Genomic DNA, 21,946 nt, shown 5'->3' with positions numbered 1-21,946 from the left:
GGGACGCACCGCGCCCGGGCGATGGATATTCGCGTGCATCGCACCGGTAGGCTGGATATCTGTGCAGACCCACGAGATCCGACGGCGTTTCCTGGACCATTTCCTCCGTGCCGGCCATACCGAGGTGCCGAGTGCCTCGCTGATCCTGGCCGACCCGAACCTGCTGTTCGTCAACGCGGGCATGGTCCAGTTCAAGCCGTACTTCCTGGGTCAGGAGGCGCCGCCCTACCCGCGGGCGACCAGCGTGCAGAAATGCGTGCGCACCGGCGACATCGAAGAGGTCGGCGTCACGACGCGGCACAACACGTTCTTCCAGATGGCGGGGAACTTCTCCTTCGGCGACTACTTCAAGGAGGGGGCGATCAGCCTCGCCTGGGAGCTGATCTCCAAGCCGCAGGACGAAGGCGGTTACGGATTCGATCCCGAGCGGATCTGGGTGACCGTGTACCAGGACGACCCGGAAGCGGCCGAGATCTGGAAGCGGGTCGCTGGGATTCCCGAGGAACGCATCCAGTTCCGCGACGGCAAGGACAACTACTGGGATATGGGCGTGCCCGGCCCGGGTGGCCCGTGCTCGGAGATCTACTACGACCGCGGACCCGAGCACGGCCGCGACGGCGGGCCGGTCGCCGACGAGGACCGCTACTTGGAGATCTGGAATCTCGTCTTCATGCAGGACATCCGTGGCGAGCTGAGCCCGAAGCTGGGGCATCCGCCGGTCGGGTCGCTGCCGAAGAAGAACATCGACACCGGCATGGGGGTCGAGCGGATCGCCCTGCTGCTGCAGGGCGTGGACAACGTCTACGAGACCGACCTGCTGCGTCCGATCATCGACAAGGCCGAGGAGCTGACCGGGCGCTCCTACGGCGTGCGGCACGAGGACGACGTGCGTTTCCGCGTGATCGCCGACCACGCCCGCACCGCCGCCATGCTGATCTCCGACGGCGTGAACCCGGGCAACGACGGTCGCGGCTACGTGCTGCGCCGCCTGCTGCGCCGCATCGTGCGCTCGGCCCGGCTGCTCGGTGCCGAGAAGCCGGTGATGGGCGAGTTCATGAAGGTCGTGAGCGATCTGATGGCCCCCTCCTACCCGGAGTTGGCCACCGACTACCGCCGCATCGAGACCGTCGCGGTCGGCGAGGAGACGGCGTTCCTCAAGACGCTGAACACCGGCTCCACCCTGTTCGACAACACCGCCGCCGCGGTGAAGGCCAAGGGCGGCACGACGATCGCCGGATCGGACGCGTTCACCCTGCACGACACCTACGGCTTCCCGATCGATCTGACCCTGGAGATGGCCGCCGAGGCCGGACTGTCGGTCGACGAGGAAGGCTTCCGCTCGCTCATGGCCGAGCAGCGCCAGCGCGCCAAGGAGGACGCCCAGGCGCGCAAGCACGCGCACGCGGACCTCACGATCTACAAGGAGCTCGTCGACCGCGGCGCCACCGAGTTCACCGGTTTCGACGAGCTGACCTCCGAAGCCACGGTGCTGGCCTTGATCGCCGACGGCGTGCGGGTGCCGACCGCGACCGCGGGCCAGGACGTCGAGGTGATCCTGGATCGCAGCCCGCTCTACGCCGAGGCCGGCGGCCAGATCGCCGACCGCGGCACGATCACCGCGTCGTCGGGCCTGAAGCTGCGGGTGAACGACGTGCAGAAGATCGCCAAGAAGCTGTGGGTGCACAAGACCACGGTCGAACACGGCCAGATCACCGAGGGCGATGTCGTCCTCGCGCAGGCCGACCCGGCCTGGCGGCGCGGGGCCACGCAGGGGCACTCCGGCACGCACATGGTGCACGCCGCGCTGCGGCAGGTGCTCGGCCCCAACGCGGTGCAGGCGGGTTCGCTGAACAAGCCGGGCTACCTGCGCTTCGACTTCAACTGGCAGGGCCAGCTGTCCGAACAGCAGAAGGCCGACATCGAGGCCGTGTCGAATGACGCGGTCGGCGCCGACTTCCCGGTGAACACCTTCGTGACCGACCTGCCGAAGGCCAAGCAGATGGGAGCGCTCGCGCTGTTCGGCGAGAACTACGGCAACGAGGTCCGCGTGGTGGAGATCGGTGGCCCGTTCTCCATGGAGCTGTGCGGTGGCACGCACGTGCAGCATTCCTCGCAGATCGGCCCGATCACGGTGCTCGGCGAGTCGTCGGTCGGCTCCGGCGTGCGTCGTGTCGAGGCGTTCGTCGGCCTGGACTCCTACAAGTACCTGGCCAAGGAGCGTGCCCTGCTGGCCGGTGTCGCCTCCGCGCTGAAGGTGCCCTCGGAAGAGGTGCCCGGGCGCGTCGAGCAGCTGGTGGAGCGGCTCAAGGCGGCCGAGAAGGAGCTCGAGCGCACCAAGATGGCCGCGGTGCTCTCCTCGGCGGGCAAGTTCGCCGACGAGGCCGAGCGGATCGGTCGTCTGCTGCTGGTCGCCGTGGCCGCGCCGGAAGGGGTGCCCGCGGGCGATCTGCGGACGCTGGCCACCGATATCCGCGGCCGGTTCGGTAGTGAGCCCGCCGTGGTGGTGCTGCTCGGCAACACCGACGGCAAGGTGCCGTTCGTGGTCGCCGTGAACAAGCCCGCCCAGGAACTCGGCATCAAGGCCGGTGATCTGGTCGGCAGCTTCGGCCCCAGCATCGCTGGGCGGGGCGGCGGCAAGCCCGAGATGGCCCAGGGCGCCGGATCGGATCCCTCGGGCATTCCGGCGGGCCTGGCCGCGGTCCGCGCGCGGGTGACCGAACTAGCCGGGTGATGGGCGACGCCGAAGAACCGGAGCGGTCGGCGCCCCGCGGCGCCGACCGTCCGGATCCCGCCACCGATCCCGGTCGAGGCAGACGGATCGGTGTCGACGTCGGCAGCGTCCGGATCGGGGTCGCCGCGTGCGATCCCGACGGCATTCTCGCCACGCCGGTGGAGACCGTGCCGCGGGCGAAACAGCGGCGCCGCGAGGCCCCCGCACCCGATATCGGGAGAATTGCCGAAATTGTGCGGGAGTATGAAGCCGTCGAGGTCATCGTTGGATTACCGCGAACATTGCGCGGGGAGAAGGGCACTGCCGCTACGCTGGCCACCGCATTCGCTGAACGATTGCGGGCCGCTGTCGCGCCGGTGCCGGTCCGGCTTTCCGACGAACGTTTGACTACGGTGTCTGCTGCACGTGCATTGCGGGACAGTGGAGTTCGCGCGCGTGGCCAGCGGCAGGTGATCGATCAGGCGGCGGCCGTGTCGATCCTGCAAGGATGGTTGGACGAACGGAGTGCGGTGTTGAGGTCGGTGGAAACGGGACGTTCTGCGTCGTCCGGAGACGATGCATGACGGATCGGTGGGCGCGGGCCGAGGAACTGTTCCGACAGCGTGAAGCTGATCGGCGTTACCGCAGAGACGACCAGGCCTGGGCCGCGCACGAGCGCGACGTGTACGACGACTACGACGACGACACCGCCGTCATCCCTCGCTACGTGGATGACGTGGATGACGTGGATGACGACGAGCCACCCGCGCCGCCACCGCCCGCCCCGCGGCGTGGCGCCCGGCGCCCCGGGGCCGCTCGGCAGGAGACGGCGCGCCGCCCGAAGCGCGTCGAGCCGGAGCGTCCCACCCGCTCGCGGCGCGGCAGGCGTTCGCGCGCTGCCTCGCGTAAGGCCGTTCAGCGCAAGCGGCGGCGCAGGAACCTATGGATGGTCGCCGGTGTCTTCGTGCTCCTGTTCGCCGGTGCCGCGATTTTCGCGGGCATGAAGCTCGTCGACAGCCTGGGCGCCCCGGACGACTACGCCGGTCCGGCCGGACCTCTGGTGGTCGTGCAGGTGCATCCCGGCGACACCGCCCAGCAGATCGCCGCGACCATGGTCGAACGCGGTGTGGTCGCGAGCACGGGCGCGTTCTACGAAGCGGCCGTACGCAATTCGAACATGAGCGCGGTGCAGCCCGGTTTCTACGCCATCCCCAGCCGCAGCCCCGCCGCGGAGGCGGTGTCCGCCCTGGTCGGAAAGCAGTCCAGGGTCGGCAACCTGGTTGTCTCCGAGGGACGGCTGCTGCACGACCAACACGACATGAGCACCGGCGGGCGGTATGACGGCATCTACCGCAAGATCGCGGAGGCCAGCTGCATCGGCACCGGCGCCAGCCAGAAATGCGTGACCTACGAACAGCTCGATGCCGCGGGCGCGAGCCTGGACCTTGCCGCGCTCGGGGTGCCCGCGTGGGCGGTGCAGGGTGTCAAGGACTGCCCGGACCGGACGAGGCAGCTGGAAGGCCTGATCGCCGCGGGCACGTGGGATTTCGATCCGAGCGGGACGCCGGAGCAGATCCTGGGGCAATTGGTGAGCGCGAGCGCGAAAAGCTATGAATCCACCGGACTGCTGCAGTCCGGCGCCGAAACGAAACTGACGCCGTATGAGACGCTGATCGCCGCCTCGCTGGTGGAACGTGAGGCGAAACCCCAGGACATGGGCAAGGTGGCACGGGTGATCGTGAACCGGCTGCGGGTCGATCAGATGCTGCAGTTCGACTCGACGGTGAACTACACGCTGGATCGCACCGAGGTGGCGACCACCGACGCCGACCGCGCCCAGGAAACGCCCTGGAACACCTATGCGATGCGTGGTCTGCCGCAGACCCCGATCGCCGCGCCGTCGTTGAACGCGTTGCGTGCCATGGAGAACCCCGAGCCAGGGCCGTGGCTGTACTTCGTCACCGTCGACAAGCAGGGCACCACCCTGTTCACCGACGACTACCAAGAGCATCTGCGCCTGATCGCACGGGCGCAGCGCAGCGGCATTCTCGACAGCTCCAAGGACAGCGGTGGCCGATAGTCGCAAGGCGGCGGTGCTCGGCAAGCCGATCGCGCACTCACGATCGCCGCAGCTGCATCTGGCCGCGTATCGCGCGCTCGGGTTGAACTGGACCTACGAGCGCATCGAATGCTCGGCCGAGCAGCTGCCCGGGCTGGTCGACGGGCTCGGGCCGGAATGGGTCGGGCTCTCGGTGACCATGCCCGGCAAGGAAGCGGCACTGGCCTATGCGGACGAGCGCACCGACCGGGCCGTGCTGGTCGGATCGGCCAACACCTTGGTCCGCACCGACAAAGGCTGGCTGGCTGACTGTACTGACGTGGACGGCGTGCTCGGCGCGCTCCGCGGCGGCGGAGTCACGGAGCTGGGTCAGGGCGTCGTGCTGGGTGCGGGCGGCACCGCGCGGCCCGCTCTGCTTGCGTTGTCGGAGCTGGGCGCCGAGTCGGTGACCGTGGTCGCGCGGGACGCCGGACGGGCGCGCAGTGCACTGGAACTCGCCGAGCGGCTGGGGATGGTTGCGTCTCCGGCCGGATTCGATGCGGATTCCCTCGCTGCCGTATGCGCGGCGGCAGGCGCCGTGGTGAGCACCATCCCGGCGACGGCGGCGGCAGCCGTCGCGGCTTCGGTGGCAGCGGCCCCGGTGGTCCTCGACGCGATCTACAACCCGTGGCCGACACCGCTGGCCGAGGCGGTGGCGCGAGCCGGGCACACGGTGGTCAGCGGTCTGCAGATGCTGCTGAACCAGGCATACGGGCAGGTCGAGCTGTTCACCGGGCAGCCAGCGCCGCGCGCTGAGATGGCGGCTGCGCTGGACGAGGGAAATCGATCCGATACCTGATACGAGTTCTGCTGGTGGCGGCCATGCTCTTCCGCTGCCGTGACCCCCGTATTATTCTGCTAGCCAATGTGTTTCACAGGGAGGGGAGCGTTGTGTGCATTCGAATCGGGGTCGTCACCGCGATGGCGATCGCCGCGTCCGCGTTCGTGTTCGGCGGACAGTCGGTGGCAAAGGCCGATGGCTGCGCATCGGCGCAGCCGACCTGGGGGTTCCAATGCGTGTCATCGGCGTCGAACGTCTCGCTGGCAAGCTGCCTGAAGGACGCGCCGCTCTGGAATGATCGGGCGCAGTGCGTTCCGCGAAATGACGGTAGCGGTAGGTACGACCTCTGGGTTCCGTCCAACTGAGATCCCCGGAGCCGTAGGCGCTACCCGAGAACACAGCTATGGTGTTCGGCATGAGTGCTTGGGTGTTGCGGGCGGTCGTGCTCGGCGCGCTGGTGGTGGCGATGCGTGTCCTGCTCGGGTTCGCGATGGTGTACTGGCCGACGCACGGCGCGCTGATGCGCATTCTGTGCCTGATCGTGCTGGTCGGGGCCATCGTGGCGTGGGGCGTGCTGGACGGCCGCAGGGACCGTGCCACCAGCCCCGACCCGGAACGCGGAGCCGATCTGACCCTGCTGTGGCTGAAAGCCGCGGTCGCGGGCGGTGTCGGCAGCGGTCTGGTCGCCTGGATTCTGGACTGGCTGCCCCGGTTCGATCTCGGGGACAACGGCCTGCTCTTCGAAGTGACGGCGGGCGCGTCGTTCATCATCCTGCTGATCTTCGTGCCCGCGCTGATCGGCGTCGGCCTCGGGCGCATGCTGGCCGAGCGGCAGGGCGGCAAGGGCCGGTCCACGCCGCCGTCGCTCTACTCCGCCGCGGGCACCGCGGTCTGAGCCGACGACGAACGGCGCGTCCCGAGGGACGCGCCGTTCGCGTATCAGAAGCAGTGCGCACGGCCCCGGCCATGCGCAGAATCCCGGCTTACAGCAGGACCGCGCCGCCGCTGGGGCTGTCCTCGCGAGCGATCGCCGAGTACGCGGCCGCCAGCAGGGTCGGATCCGGCCCTTCCAGGCGACCGGGCTTGGCCAAGCCGTCGAGCACGACGAAGCGCAGCACGCCGGAGCGGGTCTTCTTGTCGGTCTGCATGGCGTCCAGCAGCTGGGGCAGCGCGTCGGCGTCGTAGCTGGTCGGCAAGCCGACGGCGGACAGGATGGCGCGGTGGCGGTCGGCGGTGGCGTCGTCGAGCCGTCCCGCGAGGCGGCCCAGCTCGGCGGCGAAGACCAAGCCGACGGAGACGGCGGCGCCGTGCCGCCAGCGGTAACGCTCCCGCCGCTCGATCGCGTGGCCGAGGGTGTGGCCGTAGTTGAGGATCTCGCGGAGGCTGGACTCCTTCAGGTCCGCCCCCACCACGTCGGCCTTCACCTGGATCGCGCGGCGGATCAGTTCGGGCAGCACGTCACCGGCCGGATCGAGGGCGGCCTCCGGATCGCGCTCCACGAGGTCGAGGATCACCGGATCGGCGATGAAACCGGCCTTGATGATCTCGGCCATGCCCGCCACGATCTCGTTGCGCGGCACCGTTTCCAGCGTGGCCAGGTCGACCAGCACGGCGGCCGGTTCGTGGAAGCAGCCGACGAGGTTCTTGCCCGCCTCGGTGTTGATGCCCGTCTTGCCGCCGACCGCCGCGTCGACCATGGCCAGCAGCGTGGTGGGCACGTGCACGATGCGCACCCCGCGCATCCAGGTGGCGGCGACGAACCCGGCCAGGTCGGTCGCCGCGCCGCCGCCGAGGCTGACCACGACGTCGTTGCGGGTCAGGCCGATGCGCCCGAGCACCTCCCAGCAGAACCCGGCGACGGCGAGGTCTTTACCCGCCTCGGCGTCCGGGATCTCGATCCGGTGGGCGTCGATGCCGGTGTCCGCCAACGCCTTGCGCACCACCTCGGCGGTCTCGGCGAGCGGCGGCTGGTGGAAGATCGCCACCGTGCGCACACCCGTGGCCGCGCCGGTGACCGACTCGACGAGTTCGCCGAGCAACCCGCGGCCGATGATCACCGGATACGGGTCGGCGGTCCGGACTTCGAGACGACTCGGCTCTGTCACGTGGCTTGCTCCGATTCTGTTGGTGCTGTTGTCGACTGCTGCCGTGCCCGTGCGCGGGCACGGCGTGCGCGGGCGCGCCTGGTTCGGCTGCCTGCTGACGGGTCACCGGTACCCACACCGCCGGCGGCGTCGGGTTCGCTCGTGGACCCCCTGCGGGCGCGACGGACCCGAGCAGCTGTGGTGGCTCCGGGTTCCTGCGCGGGACCGGCCCCGGTATCGGTGCTCTCGCCTTGTTCCGCGGCTTTGCGCCGAGCGGCCGCCCTGGCTCTGGCGCGGCGCCTGGCCCGGGAGCGGCTGCTGCCCTGTGGGATTCCGCTGGACGGCGGCCGGAGACCGGGCTCGGTCGCGGCGCGCTCCGCCGGTTCCATGCCCAGCCTGGACATGATCATCCGCACCACCCGGCCCGGGCTGCGGCCGTCGGTGCGTACCCGGACGGTGGCGACCTCGCGGTAGAGCGGGCGGCGGGTGCGCATCAGCTCGCGGTACTTCGCGCCGGGATCCGCGCCGTTGAGCAGCGGCCGCTGCGTGCTCGCTCCGGTGCGCCGCAGGCCCTCGGCCACGCTGATTTCCAGGTAGACGACGGTGCGGTTGCGCAGCAGCGCCCTGGTGTCCGCGGACAGCACCGCGCCGCCGCCGAGAGAGACGACGCCGCGCTCGGCCAGGATGGCGCGGCGCACCACCCGCTCTTCGATCCTGCGGAATTCGGGCTCACCGTCTTCGGCGAAGATCTCCGGAATGGTGCGACCGGTCTCGCGCTCGATACCGGCGTCGGTGTCGTACAGCTCGACACCGAGTTCCCTGGCGAGCTTGCGGCCGATCGTGGACTTCCCCGCTCCCGGCGGTCCGACCAGCACCACGCGCGGGGCGCGCGGATCGGTCTGCACGATCATTGCGACCGACTGTCCGCGGGGACGTGTGGGCGGGTGCTGATGCGCTTGACGTAGCTGGTGATGTTCTCGGCCGTCTCGGTGAGCGAGTCGCCGCCGAACTTCTCCAGCGCGGCCTGCGCCACGACCAGCGCCACCATGGATTCGGCGACCACACCCGCCGCGGGCACGGCGCACACGTCCGAGCGCTGGTGGATCGCCACCGCTTCGGCGCCGGTCGTCATGTCGACCGTGGACAGCGCGCGCGGCACCGTGGAGATCGGCTTCATCGCCGCACGCACGCGCAGCGCCTCGCCGTTGGTCATGCCGCCCTCCAAACCGCCCGCGCGGTTGGTGGAGCGCAGCACTCCGTCCGGACCGGGCCGCATCTCGTCGTGCGCCTGGCTGCCGCGGCGGCGCGCGGTCTCGAAGCCGTCGCCGACCTCGACGCCCTTGATGGCCTGGATACCCATGAGCGCGGCCGCGAGACGCGAGTCCAGGCGGTTCTCGCCGCTGGTGAACGAGCCGAGTCCGACCGGAAGGCCCTCGACGACCACCTCGACCACGCCGCCGAGCGTGTCGCCGTCCTTCTTGGCCGCCTCGATCTCGGCGATCATCGCCGCCTCGGCATCCTTGTCGAACGCGCGCACGGGACTCTCGTCCACCGCGGCGAGATCGGCGGCGGTCGGGACGATGCCCGTCGTGTTCTGCGCGGTGCCGATGGAGATCACATGCGAGACGACCTCGGCGCCGAACGCCTGGCGCAGGAAGTTGCGCGCCACGGTGCCCGCCGCGACGCGCGCGGCGGTCTCCCTGGCGCTGGCCCGCTCGAGCACGTTGCGGGCGTCGTCGAAGTTGTACTTGAGCATGCCGGAATAGTCGGCGTGCCCGGGGCGGGGCCGGGTCAGCGGAGCGTTGCGAGCCAGCTCGGCGAGCTCGGCCGGATCCACCGGGTCGGCCGACATCACGGTGACCCACTTCGGCCACTCCGAGTTGGCGACCTCGATGGCGACCGGGCCGCCCATCGTGCGCCCGTGCCGCACGCCGCCGATGACGGTGACCTTGTCGGCCTCGAACTTCATCCGTGCGCCGCGCCCGTATCCCAGCCTGCGGCGCGCCAGCTGCGCGGAGATCTCCTCGGATGTCACCTCGACGCCTGCCACCATCCCCTCCAGGATGGCGACGAGAGCGGGACCATGGGATTCTCCGGCAGTTATCCAACGCAGCACGTCGTCCATCTTCCCATGTCGGCGCCCGTGCTCCGGAACGCGGCCCGCCGTGATGACGCGCACGCCCGCGGCGGGCCGGAACGCGCGGCACGGGGAGGTCAGCGGGCGATCACGATGGTGCGATCGACCGACCGCCGCAGTGCGTCGCCGACCGAGCCGAACAGCAGACGGCCCAGGACACCGCGGCCGCGGTTGCCGACGACGAGCAGCTGGCCGTCACGAGAGCGTTCGAGCAGGCGTCGCTCCGGGCGGTCGCGCACGACCTCACGGCGAATGGGCACCTCCGGGTACCGCTCCTGCCATCCGGCCAGGCTCGTGGCCAGCACCGCTTCCTCGCTCCGGCGCAAGGCTGTCCCGTCGCTGCCGGTCGCCGCGGGCGCCTCGATGTCGCCAAAGGTGTGCACCGCCACCAGTTCGACCCCGCGCAGGGATGCCTCGGTCACGGCGACCTCGATGGCGGCTTGCTCGGCGCCCGAACCGTCCACCCCGACGACGACCGGGCTGGTGCTCGCCCGATCCCACAGCGGCGCCTCGGCGGGCACCACGGCGACCGGGCAGTCCGCATCCCGTGCGACGGCCGCGCTGACCGATCCCAGCAGCACGCGCTGGATCCGGCCGACACCGCGCGTGCCGACCACGAGCATCGCCGCGTTCCGGGAGCGCTCGATCAGGGCGGTGGCGATGTGCGCGGTGCGGATCTCGGTGCCGATGGCGATGTCACGGACCACGTGCGCGGCGGCTTCGGCGGCGTTCGCGGCCCGTTCGATCGCCTCATCCGCCTCCCGCACCCGTAGCAGCGCGGCCGGACGCGGCGGGTTGTCGGTGTCGGACCCCGGCGGCGACTCCATGACGAGCTGGATGTGCAAGGGCGCGTCGTGCAGCGCGGCGGTCTGTGCCGCCCAGCGCACCGCGACGATGGACTCGGCGGACCCGTCGGTTCCGACGATGATCGGCCTCCGCGATGGATGCCTCGGATTCACTCGGCGGCTCCTTCTCGACGCTGCATCGCTGTCCTGGCGCACTCGAGTGGCAACTCGCCGAGGGCCGCACCTCGCTACCGCAGCTCGAGCGGCTGCTCGGGGAAGTCGTTGCCTGCGATTGATCGTACCGACGAAGTGCGCTGTATTCGCTGGCTTCACCATCCGCCCGACGGGTTGTCCGGTTCGCGCCTCGAAGGGGACTCTTCGGCGCCGCGGCAGCGCGGCTCAGCCGGAGTCCATGACCGGCGATACGAGGACGAGCAGCGTCGACAGACACATCGAAGGTCCGTGTGGCACGGTGAACCGCGGGTCGCCCGCGGCGCTGCCGGACGGGCGCATGTGCCGAGCGGCCAGCGCGACGGACGCGACGCAGGCCGTGAGCGCCGGTGCGCTGAGCGCCGCCCAGACCCACACCTGGGCACCGCCGAGCGCGGCCGCCGCGCCCAGGCCGACCGCGAGTTTGACATCGCCCGCGCCCAGCGCGGCGGGTGCGGCCAAGTGGACCAGCAGATACGGCGTGGCGAGGAATGCCGCACCGAGTGCCGCGGCCGTGAATTGCCCTGCGATCGACGCGTATCCGAGCACCGCCAGCGCGCCGAAACCGGTCAGTCTGTTCGGAAGGCGTCGTTCCCGGAGGTCGAGCACGGTCAATGTCACACACCACGCGGCGAGGGCGGTGAACGCGAAAGGAGACATGTCTCCACCCTCGCCCCGCACCGGCGCCCGGAAGTCGCGCCGGGCCGAAATGTGCACAATTCGAGCGAATGTGAACAGCGAATGCTCCGCACTGTCGTCTTGGCAAACGAAAACCCTTGTGCGCCAGCCCATCAGGTCGCACACCGGCCGATCGCGACCGGCGCGCGGCGCATCGAGCACGTGTTGCGTGACGGCCCGCGGCGTGTCGGCGGTAGTTTTGACCCATGTGTTCCGATCGCCAGGGCCACGCGCCCGACTACGCGGCACGGCGTGGCGCGCTGCGCAGCCTGCTGGTGGAGAACGGGGTGGACGCCCTGCTGGTCACCGATCTGGTGAACATCAGGTACCTGACCGGGTTCACCGGTTCCAATGCGGCGCTGCTCGTGCACTCCTGGGACACCCGCGCCGCCGAGGACCGCAGCGTGATCGCCACCGACGGCCGGTACCGCACCCAAGTCGCCGAGCAGGTCCCGGACCTGCGGGCGGAGATAGCGCGGGCCACCGCGCGCCGGATCGTGCAGCTGGCCGGGGAGTGGCAACTCGGCCGCGTCGGCTTCGAAAGCCACGTCGTGACCGTCGACCAGCATCGCGGCTTCCTCGAGCAGCGAACCGGCTTGGACCTCGTCGCGACGCCGGGACTGGTCGAGCAGTTGCGCATGGTCAAGGACGCCTACGAAGTCGAACAGTTGCGGGCGGCGTGCGCGGCGGGCGACGCCGGTCTGGCCACGCTGCTGGCCCGTGGCGGGCTGCGTCCCGGGCGCACCGAGCGTCAGGTGGCCCGAGATCTGGAGTGGGCCATGTTCGAGCACGGCGCCGAAGCGGTGTCGTTCGAAACCATCGTGGCGACCGGAGCCAACTCGGCTGTCCCGCATCACCGGCCGACCGATGCCGTGCTGGCGGCGGGCGACTTCGTGAAGCTGGACTTCGGTGCCGTGGTCGGCGGCTACCACTCGGACATGACCCGCACCTTCGTGCTCGGCGCGCCGACCGACTGGCAGCGGGAGGTGTACGCGCTGGTCCAGCAGGCGCAGCGGGCGGGGCGCGAGGCGCTGCGCCCCGGGGCGCCGGTGGCCGATGTCGACGCGGCGTCGCGGGCGGTGATCGAGGCCGCCGGGCACGGCAAGTTGTTCGTGCACGGTCTCGGCCACGGGGTGGGTTTGCAGATCCACGAAGCGCCCGGAATCGCGAAAACCGGAACCGGTACACTTCTGTCTGGCGTGGCGGTGACCGTCGAACCAGGTGTGTACTTTCCCGGCCGCGGCGGGGTCCGGATCGAGGACACGCTCGTGGTGCGCGAAGGGGGCCCGGAACTGCTCACCCACACCAGCAAAGACTTGACCGTCGTCGACTGACGCCGGTCGGCCCGAGACCAAGTGGTAGAACGAGGAGATCCGAAGACAGTGGCGGACACCAGCGACTTCAAGAACGGCCTTGTGCTGAAGATCGACGGCCAGCTCCAGCAGATCGTCGAATTCCAGCACGTCAAGCCGGGCAAGGGCCCCGCCTTCGTGCGGACCAAGCTGAAGAACGTCGTGTCCGGCAAGGTGGTCGACAAGACCTTCAACGCCGGTGTGAAGGTCGAGACCGCCAACGTCGACCGCCGCGACATGACCTACCTCTACCACGACGGCACCGACTACGTCTTCATGGACGGCGAGACCTTCGACCAGATCTCCATCGGCGAGGAGACCATCGGCAGCGGAGCCCGCTTCCTGCTGGAGAACATGACCGTGCAGGTCGCCACGCATGAGGGCGTGCCGCTGTATGTCGAGTTGCCGGTCTCGGTCGAGCTCGAGGTCACCCACACCGATATCGGCCTGCAGGGTGATCGCTCCACCGGCGGCACCAAGCCCGCGACCCTGGAGACCGGCGCCGAGGTCCAGGTCCCGCTGTTCATCAACACCGGCGACAAGCTGCGGATCGACTCGCGCGACGGCAGCTACCTCGGCCGGGTCAACGCCTGATCCGGCGGACCAGCCGATCCGGGATAATGTGACCGTGGCGGAACAGCCCGTGGACAAGAAGTCCACGTACAAGAAGCTCGGCGCTCGGCACAAGGCCCGCCGGCGCGCGGTTGATCTGCTGTTCGAGGCCGAGGCCAGGGACGTCGACGCCGCCGAACTGCTCGACGAGCGCGCCGAGCTCGCCACCCGCGACCAGGCCGTCGCGCCGGTGCACCCCTACACCCGCACCGTCGTCGAGGGCGTCGCCGACGACCTCGACCGGGTGGACGGCACCATCGAGTCGTACTTGCAGGACTGGACCCTGTCGCGGCTTCCGGCGGTGGATCGCGCGATTCTGCGCATCGCGGTGTGGGAGTTGTTCCACGCGACCGACGTCCCACCGGTCGTCGCCGTCGACGAGGCGGTGGAGCTGGCGAAGGAGCTGTCCACCGACGACTCGCCGTCCTTCGTCAACGGTGTGCTCGGTCAGGTCGTCCTGGTGGCGCCGCAGGTGCGCGCCGCGGCGGCGGCCACCCGCGCTCCTCGCCGGGAGCCCGAGGCGTGAACAAGTACCTCGTGCTGGTGATGCGCACCCCGCGTTTCGACGCCGCCGTGATCGAACCGCACCGGGAGTTCCTGACGGGGTTGCTCGAGCGTGGTCACCTGGTCGAGAGCGGCAAATTCACCGATGGCACCGGCGGCGCCTACGTCATCCGGGCCGAAAACCTGGATGCCGCATGGGAGATCGTCCGCACCGACCCGGTCCACACGACCGGGTCCTCGGAGTTGACGGTCTACGAGTGGGAGATCACCGTCTCCGCCTGAACACACGACAGCCGCTGGTGGGGTCGTCCCGAGCGGAAACCCGCAGCTGGGCGGCTGTCCTTGTCGGCTGGTGACCAGGGCGGGCTGTAGCGGGTGGGCGCGCAGCACGATTGGGGGTACACGCTGACTCCCGCTGGGGGTGTACGGATGGACCAGCGGGAGCCCCACCGGAACCGGGTGGTTCGGCGTGCGAGATCGAATCGAAGTGTTTCTCGATTCGGCCTCGGCCCAATCCTCTTACCTCGACCGCGCTCGAGGTCAAGAGCGTGAATGTGCCGTGGAGCACTCAACCCGTCACCAGCAGCGCCGCGACGGCGCCCGTGGTGGCGACGAGCGCGAGGGCGAGGCCGGTGAGCACGAAGCGCGCCATCGGAACCCGGACGTCATGCGTGCGACAGAACTCCAGGCACAGCAGTGTGGCGAGCGATGCCCACGGGGTGACGATGGGGCCGATATTCGACCCGATCAGCAGCGCGAGAAGCTGATTCCCGTTTCCCGCCGGGATCACCGCCTCCCCTGCGGTGTAAGCGGGGAGGTTGTTGGCGACATTGGACAGGACGGCGCCCGCGGCGGCGGCCCGGTAGGCGCCGGACGCGCCGCCGTCGTCGCCGATCAAGGTGTGCATGAGATCGGCGAGGCCGAATCGGCTCAGAGTGGGCACCACCAGGAACAGGCCGACCACGAAAACCAGCAGCCGCCATGGGATGAGCGACAGCCGCAAGGCGCCGCGGTCGAAGACCGCGAAACCGGCCACCGCGATGCCCGCCGCCAAAGTGGCCGCGATGCCGATGTGGTCGCCGCCGAGGGGAATCGCGACGATGAACAGCAGGCATGCCCCCGCTGTGGTGAAAAGTAGTGCGCGTTCCCGGGAATTCGCGGGTCGGATCGGGTCGGGCGGCACATAGCGATCACTCTCGCGTCGCCCGCGCCGCCAATACCAGAGCCACAGGCAGACCATCGTCGCGGCAATGGAAACGACTTGCGGCGCCAACATTTTCGCCGCGAATTCCGTCGCGGTGAGCGTCACCCGGTCGGCGGCGAGCAGATTGGTCAGGTTGGATACCGGCAGCAGCAGGCTTGCGGTGTTGGCCAGCCACAGGGTGGTCATGGCCAGCGGCAGCGGCGGAATGCGGGCAGGCGCAGCCAGCGCCAGCATCACCGGGGTGATCAGCACGGCCGTGGTGTCCAGATTCAGCAGGATCGTGGTGGCCGAGGCGAACAGCACGCACAGGATGAACAGAGCGGGGTAGTGACCGCGACCGAGGATCGCCATGCGATGCGCGATGGCGTCGAAAACCTTGGCCTGCCTGGTGAGTTCGGCCAGCACGATCACACTGCCCAGAAACAGCAGCAGAGGACTGATCCGGCGCATGTTCGCGATGGCGTCGTCGTGGGGCAGCAGTCCGGTGATCACGCACAGCAGACCGGCGAGCAGCAATCCCAGTCGGACCCAGTCCAAGACACCGAGCCGCGGAGTCTTTCCCGATGCCGCGGCTGTGACCCGCGCGGGCGAGGTGCGATCGGGGGAATCGACCTGTTCGAGCACATCCGACATCATGACAGCATCTCGACGGTGTCCTCGCGTGGCCGCAGACAGGCGGGGAGGATGCAGCCGCCATCCTGAGAGAACGATACGATATCTATCGCAACGTTGCCTTTGGGAGGAAGTTGGGAGACATGGCCCCGAACGAGCCGACAGTGTTGGAGGTCCGCACCACGGAGGAGGCATGGGCACTGTTCGACCGCCTTCCCGCGGCCCGGGTCGAGGCGATCACGACCGGGCGCTGGCGCGGCGCCGAACTGCACACCGGCCATCCACTCGACGGCGTGCTGGAGGCGTCCGGGTGGTACGGCAAGCAATTCGATAGCCCCGACGCTGTGCATCCGCTGCTGTTCACCGCGGGGGATGCGGTGTTTCCGGTCGATCCGCGACGGGTGCCACTCGCACTGGCCGGGCGCGTGCCACTGTCCGGAGTGCGCGCTGTGCGCAGGATGCTGCCGATCCTGCGACCCGCCTTGCGAACCCACGCGCCGACCGCGCGTCTGCGCGAGGTGGAATACCGCGGCGTGACCAGTGCCGCCATGATCTACGATCACCTGCCGATCATCGATCACTTCCGGCGCGCGGACGAGCACACCCTGCTCGGCGTGATGGACCTGCGCGGCATGGCCGAGCCGTATTTCTTCGTCCTGCGCAGGGAGATCGGGTGAGGTTGCCGCGGAACCGGACGACCGTCGCCGATCCAGGTCCGGCGGCGCTCGCACCGCACTAGGCTTTCGCGCGAACAGCGACACCTTTGCGGCGATACGGCGACCGAGGAAGGGACAGTCGATGGAACGCACGACCTGCCTGGTGGTCGGTGGGGGACCGGCCGGAATGATCCTCGGACTGCTGTTGGCCCGTGCGGGTGTCGAGGTCACGGTGCTGGAGAAGCACAAGGACTTCCTGCGGGATTTCCGCGGCGACACCGTGCATCCCACCACCCTCGACCTGCTCGACGAGCTGGGCCTTGGCGCGGAGTTCGCGAAACTGCCCGCGCGCAAACTGGATCAGGTGCAGCTGCCGGTCGGGGGTGGCGTGCAGACGTTCGTGACGCTGAAGAACCTGCCGGGCAAGCACAAGTACATCGCCATGGTGCCGCAGTGGGATCTGCTGGATCTGCTCGCGCGTGCCGCCGAGGCCGAACCGACCTTCCGGCTGCGGATGAACACCGAGGCCACCGATCTGATCTGGATCGACGGCCGGGTCGGCGGCGTCGCCTATCGGACCCTCGACGGCGCGACGGGCGCGATCGAGGCCGATCTCACGGTGGCCTGTGACGGTCGCGGATCGGTGCTGCGTTCGGCGGCCGGGCTGCCGACCCGCAAGTGGTCGACGCCGATGGATGTGTGGTGGTTCCGCCTGCCGCGCACCGAGATCGATCCCGCGGGCGCGCTGCCGATCGTCACCGCCCGGCGGGTGGCGGTCCTGCTCGACCGCGGCGACTACTGGCAGTGCGCGACCCTGATCGCCAAGGGCGCCGACGAGTCCGCGCGCCGCGGGCCGGTCGAGGACATCATGCGAACCCTGGCCGACGCCGCACCCTGGCTCCGAGACCGTGTCGACGCCTTGACCAGCTGGGACCAGGTGAAGCTGCTCGAGGTGAAGCTCGACCGTCTGACAAAGTGGTACACGGGCGGCCTGCTCTGCCTCGGCGACGCCGCGCATGCCATGTCCCCGGCCGGAGGTGTCGGCATCAATCTGGCCGTCCAGGACGCCGTCGCCGCGGCGAGGATTCTCGCCGCGCCCCTGCTCTCGGGCACGGTAGGCACCAAGGATTTGGCGAAGGTGCAGCGACGGCGGCGGTTCCCGACGGTGGCGACGCAGGCGATGCAACGCTTCCTGCACGCCTGGGCCATCGCACCCGCCCTCGACGGACGCATCGATATCGCCGGTGCGCCTCGTGCCCCGTTGCCGGTCCGCGTCCTGCGTCGAATTCCCGTACTGCGCAGCGTGCCGCCGTTCCTGATCGCCCGCGGCGTGCGACCCGAACACGCACCGCACTTCGCGCGCTGTGTTTGAGTGCCGCGCCTGCGAGCCGAGACCGATTACACCGAACCGGTGGGAGAGGAAGTGGGTGGGGTGGCAATCCACCCCGCGACGACTGCCAGACCCGTGGGCCGGTGCACGGCGAGGAAGCCGAAGGGGCGGTCGAACGTCACCGAGATGACGGTCGCCTGGTGGTTCTGGAGTGCCCCGCTGGCCGCGCGTAAGCCGAACGCAGTCACCGCGGCGGCTTCGAAACCCTCATGGCTGAACCGTGCCAGGACCTCTTGAGCGCCTTGGCCTACGCACAGCGGCACGGGGGAGATCGCGGGGAAATGACCGCTGGTGCAGTCGGTCGCGGTGGTCAGTCCGAACAGGCCGGGTCGAGCGAGCAGATCGTGGGTCGATCGAACTTCGAAGGGTGGCAGCTCGATCCGCAGCTGGTCGGTGGCGGCACGGACCGGCTCGGTGCGCACGGTGAGCCCTGGCCCATTGGTCCCGACCGGCAGGCCGGTGCGGATCGGCACCGCGCCCGACAACGCCGCCAGGCCGGTTCCGAGTACGGCGCCGGGCGTACCCGGACCGAGGAGGAGGTGGACGTCGAGATCGTCGACGCCTTCGACCACGACCCGCGTCACTGGCTGCGGCACGTCCAGAATCGCGGCGTCGGCGAGGCGGGCGCTCGTGCGAGACAACCCCGGGCCGCGATGACCCTGCCACGGGCCTTCGTTCGGCGTCAGCATCCCGGCATCGAACGGCACACGCCACCGGGTCTTCGCGACAAGCGCGGTGGCGAGCACCAGCAGCGTCTCTGGATCCACGGAAAGCGGGAATCGATCGATGAGCCCCTCGGTGTGCTCGGCCGCCCAGCTGTCGAGTTCGGCCTGTCCGGCCAGCCGCCCGAGGACGCCCGCGGGCAGGCGACCCGACCAGTCCCGGTGCAGCGGAAGATCGTTGCGCACCCACACCCCGAGCGCGGCCGATACCGCTTCCGCGCGTTCGATATCGCGCAGCAACCGCAGCGCCCCATCCTGCCCGGTCGCCGCGGGCACTCCGATCGCCGACGCGAGCTCGTCCCGCGCCGGACCCTCGGCCGCCGACGCGAGCAGGGCCGACAATGGCCACACGCCCGCGCCGGACACGACGAAGTCGCTCTGCCCTACCTCCGCACACCATCGAGCGGTGAGTGCGTTGGCCGCACCGACATGGAGTTCCAGGGAAGTCCGCACGACCCCACACTATCCGCGGCGGCGTCGGCCTCGCGTCGTCCTACGACACGCCGGGCTCCGGCCGCAGCACGATCTTGCCCAGTGGTGCCCGATCCTCCAGCAGCCGGTGGGCGCGGCTCGCCTGGTCCAGTGGCAGCACCGCCTCGACCAGTGCGTCGAGCCCGCCCTCCGCGGCGCGGGCCAGGACGGCGGTGCCCGCCTCGGCGACCCGGGCGAGCCAGTCCGGTCCGGCGCAGCCGGTGAAGGTGAGTCCCCGCATGATCAGATCGCTCGCCGACACCTGCGCGGGCGCGCCGGACAGCCAGCCATAGCCCAGCATCCGGCCGCGCAGCGGTGTCATGAGATCGAGCAGTTCGGCGGCGCTCGCACCGCCGATCGCATCGAAGACGACGTCCACCGTTGCCCCGCCGAGGGTTTCGCGCAACCGCGTGGTCCACGCCGGGTCGGTGTGGTCGATCACCACATCGGCGCCCAGCTCACGAGCCTGCGCCGCCTTCGCCGGGCCACCGGCCGTCGCGACGACGCGGGCCGCGCCGTACTCCTTCGCCAGCTGGGTCAGGGCGCTGCCGATGCCCGTCGCCGCGGCCTCGACGAGGACGGTCTCCACGCCGGTCAGCGCGGCGGTCTCCAGGAGCGGAATCGCCACCGATCCGTTCATCAGCACCGCCGCCGCGTCCACCGCGGACAGGCCGTCCGGAATGAACGTCACCGCATCCGCTGGCGCGGCGACGAATTCGGCGTACGCGCCGAAACCCTTGGTCGCCACGATCACGCGCTGCCCGATCAATGCGGGATCGACGTTACTGCCGACCTCGGTGACCACGCCCGCCGCCTGAAAACCGAAGACGAGCGGCGGCGGCGCGCCGAGTGGAAACTCCCCGGAGCGCAACTTGGTCTCCGGGAACAGCACGGGGATCGCCTCGGCGCGGATCACCACCTCGTCCGCGCCCGCCCGTGGCTCCGGAACCTCGCTGGCCACGAGCACATCGGGATCTCCGGTGCTCGTCATTACGATTGCCTGCATCACGAACTCCATAACTTGACTGTCGGTCCACTTACCTCCGCGAGAATATGGACCGACGGTCAAGTTGTCCAGAAAGCGGGTGCGATGGGCGGCGAACGGCCGAAGGAACGGGTGGATGCGGCGCGCAACCGGCGCGCGATCCTGGACGCCACCGCCGCTCTGCTCGCCGAGCACGGCGCCGAGGCGATCACCATGGACCGCGTGGCCGCCGCCGCCGGGGTGGGAAAAGGAACGATCTTCCATCGTTTCGGCAACCGCGCCGGGCTGCTGCACGAAATGGTCGCCGAGAGCGCGCTCACGCTCATGGAGGCGATCACCAGCGGGCCGCCGCCGCTGGGTCCCGGCGCGCCCGCCGATGCCCGCCTGATCGCCTACTTCGATGCGATGACGCGGCTGGTGATCGACAATTCCGAGCTGATGGTGGCTTACCGCACCGTGCCGCCGCATCCGCGGACCGCGGAGTTCCACGCGTTCTGGGACAACCACATCACCACGCTGCTGCGCGAAGCTCGTCCCGACCTGGACGCCGAGGTGGTCGGCCGCCTGCTGCTGGGTGCGCTCAGCGGCGAGTTGGTGCAGCGGATGGTCCGCGCGGGCGAGACGGATCGATTACTGGGCGCGGTGCGTGAGTTGGTCGAGTCGGTGCTGCGCTCGCCGTGAGGGTCACGACGTTCGGGCGGCGATCAGTCGTGCGCGAGAATGGCGTCGAACCGCTCGTCCGCGCGGTCGAGTTGGTCGAGGATGTGCTGCCGGACGTGCTCGGCCAAGGGCGTATCCGGCCGGGTGACCAAGTCGCGGTACACCGCGGTGAGCGGGCGGTACTTGGCGGCGAGCCTGGGCATCGCGGGGCCGGTGGCGTAGAGGATGCCGACGCCGTTGTCGGTGAAATCGGACAGTTTGATGACGCGAGCCCACGGGTCGCGGTCCAGATTGGTCGCGACGTGCTCGCGGTACTGGGCCTGCCGATCGCGCGACGGGTCGGGTTCCGGATTGGTCACGGCGGCCACCAGATCGGCCACTCGTTCACCGAACCGGTCGGTCAGCGTGCCCAGCGCGGCGTCTACGGTCGGGCCGGGACGGTCGGCGGCCAGCTCCGTGGCGTGATCCTCGACCGCATCGTGCAGCAGCCCCGCCGCTACGACGTCCGGATCCCTGACCTCGTAGTAGCTGATGATCCGGATCGCCACCCGCAGTAGATGGCTGAGGTACGGTTCGCGTCCATAACGATCGTCGCGATGCAGATCAGCCGCGAGATCGAGCGCCGCCGCCAGCCGTGGTGTATCCGGTAACTCGGCGATTTCCAGCAGTAGTCGTTCGCGCAGCCCGGCCTCGCCGTAGACCTCGCTGATCGTGTGCAGCGGCATCACGGCCAAGACCCCCGCCCCAGGATTGCTCATAATGCCAGGCTAACGGTAGGTGGTGGGATGCGAAAACGGGTGACACGGCCGATTACTCGTCCTTGGGTACCAGGGTGTTCTGCCTGGCCACCGTGTACCAGCGATCGCCCTGTTTGACGAGGACGTAGAGCGCGATCATGGCGTGGTCGTGGTCGAGGAGCTCGCCGTCGGCCGTGGTCGCCCAGGCGCGCTTGTGAGCGATCGCGACGTCGGGTCGCAGGAACGTGATGTCGGCGACCTCGTAGTGGGCGTACTGGTCTTTCAGGAAACCGGCCAGACCACGGCGGTTCGCGTCGAGCAGGGCGTCGAAGCCGGTGATCAGCGCGCCCGCCGCGTTGACGACGGCCGCGTTGGCGGCGAAGTCGCCGGTCAGCAGGTCGGCGTCATTGGTATTGAACGCGGTCTCGGCGTTGGCGATGATCTGCCGGATCGCGGCGACGTCGTCGGTGTGGTCGACCGTCGTGTCCTCGACCAGGGGCGGCGTGAATGCTGTGAAGCTCATGCGGACGAGCTTCCAACCTCGACAACGGTTCAGGT

At 69.6% G+C, this 21,946-nt stretch carries 23 protein-coding genes; 13 read left to right on the top strand and 10 right to left on the bottom strand.

Annotated features, from left to right (window positions below; translation table 11 throughout):
• The first annotated feature begins 61 nt into the window (after positions 1 to 61).
• The 6 genes from alaS to ON34_RS15895 are packed head-to-tail and all read left to right on the top strand — an operon-like array spanning position 62 to position 6,484.
• Positions 62 to 2,731: an alanine--tRNA ligase gene (alaS, locus tag ON34_RS15920; RefSeq protein ID WP_040780087.1), complete on the top strand. Its 2,670-nt coding sequence runs from the start codon at positions 62 to 64 to the stop codon at positions 2,729 to 2,731.
• Positions 2,731 to 3,294, top strand: coding sequence for a Holliday junction resolvase RuvX (ruvX, locus tag ON34_RS15915; protein WP_040780086.1), 564 nt, complete (start codon positions 2,731 to 2,733; stop codon positions 3,292 to 3,294). Before alaS ends, ruvX begins: the two co-directional genes overlap by 1 nt.
• Positions 3,291 to 4,790, top strand: coding sequence for an endolytic transglycosylase MltG (locus tag ON34_RS15910; protein ID WP_040780085.1), 1,500 nt, complete (start codon positions 3,291 to 3,293; stop codon positions 4,788 to 4,790). The genes ruvX and ON34_RS15910 overlap by 4 nt, the downstream gene beginning before the upstream one ends.
• On the top strand, positions 4,780 to 5,607 hold the full coding sequence (locus tag ON34_RS15905) for a shikimate dehydrogenase (RefSeq protein ID WP_040780084.1): 828 nt from the start codon (positions 4,780 to 4,782) through the stop codon (positions 5,605 to 5,607). The genes ON34_RS15910 and ON34_RS15905 overlap by 11 nt, the downstream gene beginning before the upstream one ends.
• Before the next feature lie 14 nt (positions 5,608 to 5,621).
• Positions 5,622 to 5,954, top strand: coding sequence for a hypothetical protein (locus ON34_RS15900; protein WP_245548053.1), 333 nt, complete (start codon positions 5,622 to 5,624; stop codon positions 5,952 to 5,954).
• Between the two features lie 50 nt (positions 5,955 to 6,004).
• Positions 6,005 to 6,484 (top strand): B-4DMT family transporter, encoded by a 480-nt coding sequence (locus ON34_RS15895; protein ID WP_245548052.1) that lies wholly within the window; start codon positions 6,005 to 6,007, stop codon positions 6,482 to 6,484.
• Between the two features lie 88 nt (positions 6,485 to 6,572).
• On the opposite strand, the gene aroB is transcribed toward ON34_RS15895, so the two are convergent.
• The 5 genes from aroB to ON34_RS15870 all read right to left on the bottom strand — a co-directional run bounded on the left by aroB (position 6,573) and on the right by ON34_RS15870 (position 11,465).
• Positions 6,573 to 7,694 (bottom strand): 3-dehydroquinate synthase, encoded by a 1,122-nt coding sequence (aroB, locus tag ON34_RS15890; RefSeq protein WP_040780082.1) that lies wholly within the window; start codon positions 7,692 to 7,694, stop codon positions 6,573 to 6,575.
• On the bottom strand, positions 7,691 to 8,584 hold the full coding sequence (locus ON34_RS37610) for a shikimate kinase (protein ID WP_040780079.1): 894 nt from the start codon (positions 8,582 to 8,584) through the stop codon (positions 7,691 to 7,693). The genes aroB and ON34_RS37610 overlap by 4 nt, the downstream gene beginning before the upstream one ends.
• Positions 8,581 to 9,789: a chorismate synthase gene (aroC, locus tag ON34_RS15880; protein ID WP_040780133.1), complete on the bottom strand. Its 1,209-nt coding sequence runs from the start codon at positions 9,787 to 9,789 to the stop codon at positions 8,581 to 8,583. Before aroC ends, ON34_RS37610 begins: the two co-directional genes overlap by 4 nt.
• A 98-nt stretch (positions 9,790 to 9,887) precedes the next feature.
• Positions 9,888 to 10,769: a universal stress protein gene (locus ON34_RS15875; protein ID WP_040780077.1), complete on the bottom strand. Its 882-nt coding sequence runs from the start codon at positions 10,767 to 10,769 to the stop codon at positions 9,888 to 9,890.
• Between the two features lie 225 nt (positions 10,770 to 10,994).
• On the bottom strand, positions 10,995 to 11,465 hold the full coding sequence (locus tag ON34_RS15870) for a prepilin peptidase (RefSeq protein ID WP_040780132.1): 471 nt from the start codon (positions 11,463 to 11,465) through the stop codon (positions 10,995 to 10,997).
• Positions 11,466 to 11,689: 224 nt separating this feature from the next.
• On the opposite strand from ON34_RS15870, the gene ON34_RS15865 reads away from it, so the two are divergent.
• The 4 genes from ON34_RS15865 to ON34_RS15850 are packed head-to-tail and all read left to right on the top strand — an operon-like array spanning position 11,690 to position 14,233.
• Positions 11,690 to 12,817: a M24 family metallopeptidase gene (locus ON34_RS15865; RefSeq protein ID WP_040780075.1), complete on the top strand. Its 1,128-nt coding sequence runs from the start codon at positions 11,690 to 11,692 to the stop codon at positions 12,815 to 12,817.
• Between the two features lie 48 nt (positions 12,818 to 12,865).
• Entirely contained in the window at positions 12,866 to 13,429 is a 564-nt protein-coding gene (efp, locus tag ON34_RS15860; protein ID WP_040780072.1) for an elongation factor P, read from the top strand.
• A gap of 34 nt (positions 13,430 to 13,463) precedes the next feature.
• Positions 13,464 to 13,973, top strand: a complete 510-nt coding sequence (gene nusB / locus ON34_RS15855) for a transcription antitermination factor NusB (protein WP_040780130.1) — start codon at positions 13,464 to 13,466, stop codon at positions 13,971 to 13,973.
• On the top strand, positions 13,970 to 14,233 hold the full coding sequence (locus ON34_RS15850; RefSeq protein ID WP_063821688.1) for a YciI family protein: 264 nt from the start codon (positions 13,970 to 13,972) through the stop codon (positions 14,231 to 14,233). Before nusB ends, ON34_RS15850 begins: the two co-directional genes overlap by 4 nt.
• 286 nt (positions 14,234 to 14,519) lie before the next feature.
• Here the strand turns inward: ON34_RS15850 and ON34_RS15845 are convergent, their stop codons facing one another.
• Complete coding sequence (locus ON34_RS15845) at positions 14,520 to 15,788, bottom strand: SLC13 family permease (RefSeq protein WP_083889480.1); 1,269 nt, start codon at positions 15,786 to 15,788, stop codon at positions 14,520 to 14,522.
• Between the two features lie 122 nt (positions 15,789 to 15,910).
• Between ON34_RS15845 and ON34_RS15840 the strand changes: the two genes are divergently transcribed.
• Together ON34_RS15840 and ON34_RS15835 are read left to right on the top strand one after the other, a co-directional pair.
• Entirely contained in the window at positions 15,911 to 16,444 is a 534-nt protein-coding gene (locus ON34_RS15840) for a DUF4334 domain-containing protein (RefSeq protein WP_040780070.1), read from the top strand.
• 121 nt (positions 16,445 to 16,565) lie between these two features.
• Positions 16,566 to 17,795: an FAD-dependent oxidoreductase gene (locus tag ON34_RS15835; RefSeq protein WP_040780067.1), complete on the top strand. Its 1,230-nt coding sequence runs from the start codon at positions 16,566 to 16,568 to the stop codon at positions 17,793 to 17,795.
• Between the two features lie 26 nt (positions 17,796 to 17,821).
• Here ON34_RS15835 and ON34_RS15830 read toward each other — a convergent pair whose 3' ends face one another.
• A complete protein-coding gene (locus ON34_RS15830) occupies positions 17,822 to 18,988 on the bottom strand; it encodes a serpin family protein (protein ID WP_051022703.1) in 1,167 nt (388 codons plus the stop codon).
• Positions 18,989 to 19,028: 40 nt separating this feature from the next.
• Positions 19,029 to 20,012, bottom strand: a complete 984-nt coding sequence (locus ON34_RS15825; RefSeq protein ID WP_040780124.1) for a quinone oxidoreductase family protein — start codon at positions 20,010 to 20,012, stop codon at positions 19,029 to 19,031.
• Positions 20,013 to 20,096: 84 nt separating this feature from the next.
• Between ON34_RS15825 and ON34_RS15820 the strand changes: the two genes are divergently transcribed.
• The gene (locus ON34_RS15820) at positions 20,097 to 20,672 is read left to right on the top strand and encodes a TetR/AcrR family transcriptional regulator (protein ID WP_040780066.1); all 576 of its coding nucleotides are present in this window, start codon (positions 20,097 to 20,099) and stop codon (positions 20,670 to 20,672) included.
• Positions 20,673 to 20,695: 23 nt separating this feature from the next.
• On the opposite strand, the gene ON34_RS15815 is transcribed toward ON34_RS15820, so the two are convergent.
• Both ON34_RS15815 and ON34_RS15810 read right to left on the bottom strand, forming a co-directional pair.
• Positions 20,696 to 21,409 carry an HD domain-containing protein gene (locus tag ON34_RS15815; protein WP_040780064.1) on the bottom strand — a complete coding sequence of 238 codons (714 nt, stop codon included), beginning with the start codon at positions 21,407 to 21,409 and terminating at the stop codon, positions 20,696 to 20,698.
• A gap of 52 nt (positions 21,410 to 21,461) precedes the next feature.
• A complete protein-coding gene (locus ON34_RS15810) occupies positions 21,462 to 21,911 on the bottom strand; it encodes an SgcJ/EcaC family oxidoreductase (protein ID WP_040780062.1) in 450 nt (149 codons plus the stop codon).
• Positions 21,912 to 21,946 lie beyond the last annotated feature (35 nt).

It is taken from the genome of Nocardia pneumoniae NBRC 100136, from assembly GCF_000308755.1.
GTDB lineage: Bacteria > Actinomycetota > Actinomycetes > Mycobacteriales > Mycobacteriaceae > Nocardia > Nocardia pneumoniae.
This window is presented reverse-complemented; position numbering and strand designations above follow the sequence as displayed.

Bases quoted from the DNA above. Each gene is read 5' to 3' on its own strand.
- ON34_RS37610 (WP_040780079.1), bottom strand. From the start codon at position 8,584: ATGATCGTGCAGACCGATCCGCGCGCCCCGCGCGTGGTGCTGGTCGGA.
- ON34_RS15810 (WP_040780062.1), bottom strand. From the start codon at position 21,911: ATGAGCTTCACAGCATTCACGCCGCCCCTGGTCGAGGACACGACGGTC.
- ON34_RS15910 (WP_040780085.1), top strand. From the start codon at position 3,291: ATGACGGATCGGTGGGCGCGGGCCGAGGAACTGTTCCGACAGCGTGAA.
- ON34_RS15845 (WP_083889480.1), bottom strand. From the start codon at position 15,788: ATGTCGGATGTGCTCGAACAGGTCGATTCCCCCGATCGCACCTCGCCC.
- ruvX (WP_040780086.1), top strand. From the start codon at position 2,731: ATGGGCGACGCCGAAGAACCGGAGCGGTCGGCGCCCCGCGGCGCCGAC.
- ON34_RS15820 (WP_040780066.1), top strand. From the start codon at position 20,097: ATGGGCGGCGAACGGCCGAAGGAACGGGTGGATGCGGCGCGCAACCGG.
- ON34_RS15895 (WP_245548052.1), top strand. From the start codon at position 6,005: ATGAGTGCTTGGGTGTTGCGGGCGGTCGTGCTCGGCGCGCTGGTGGTG.
- ON34_RS15825 (WP_040780124.1), bottom strand. From the start codon at position 20,012: ATGCAGGCAATCGTAATGACGAGCACCGGAGATCCCGATGTGCTCGTG.
- ON34_RS15865 (WP_040780075.1), top strand. From the start codon at position 11,690: ATGTGTTCCGATCGCCAGGGCCACGCGCCCGACTACGCGGCACGGCGT.
- ON34_RS15870 (WP_040780132.1), bottom strand. From the start codon at position 11,465: ATGTCTCCTTTCGCGTTCACCGCCCTCGCCGCGTGGTGTGTGACATTG.
- ON34_RS15815 (WP_040780064.1), bottom strand. From the start codon at position 21,409: ATGAGCAATCCTGGGGCGGGGGTCTTGGCCGTGATGCCGCTGCACACG.
- ON34_RS15840 (WP_040780070.1), top strand. From the start codon at position 15,911: ATGGCCCCGAACGAGCCGACAGTGTTGGAGGTCCGCACCACGGAGGAG.
- ON34_RS15835 (WP_040780067.1), top strand. From the start codon at position 16,566: ATGGAACGCACGACCTGCCTGGTGGTCGGTGGGGGACCGGCCGGAATG.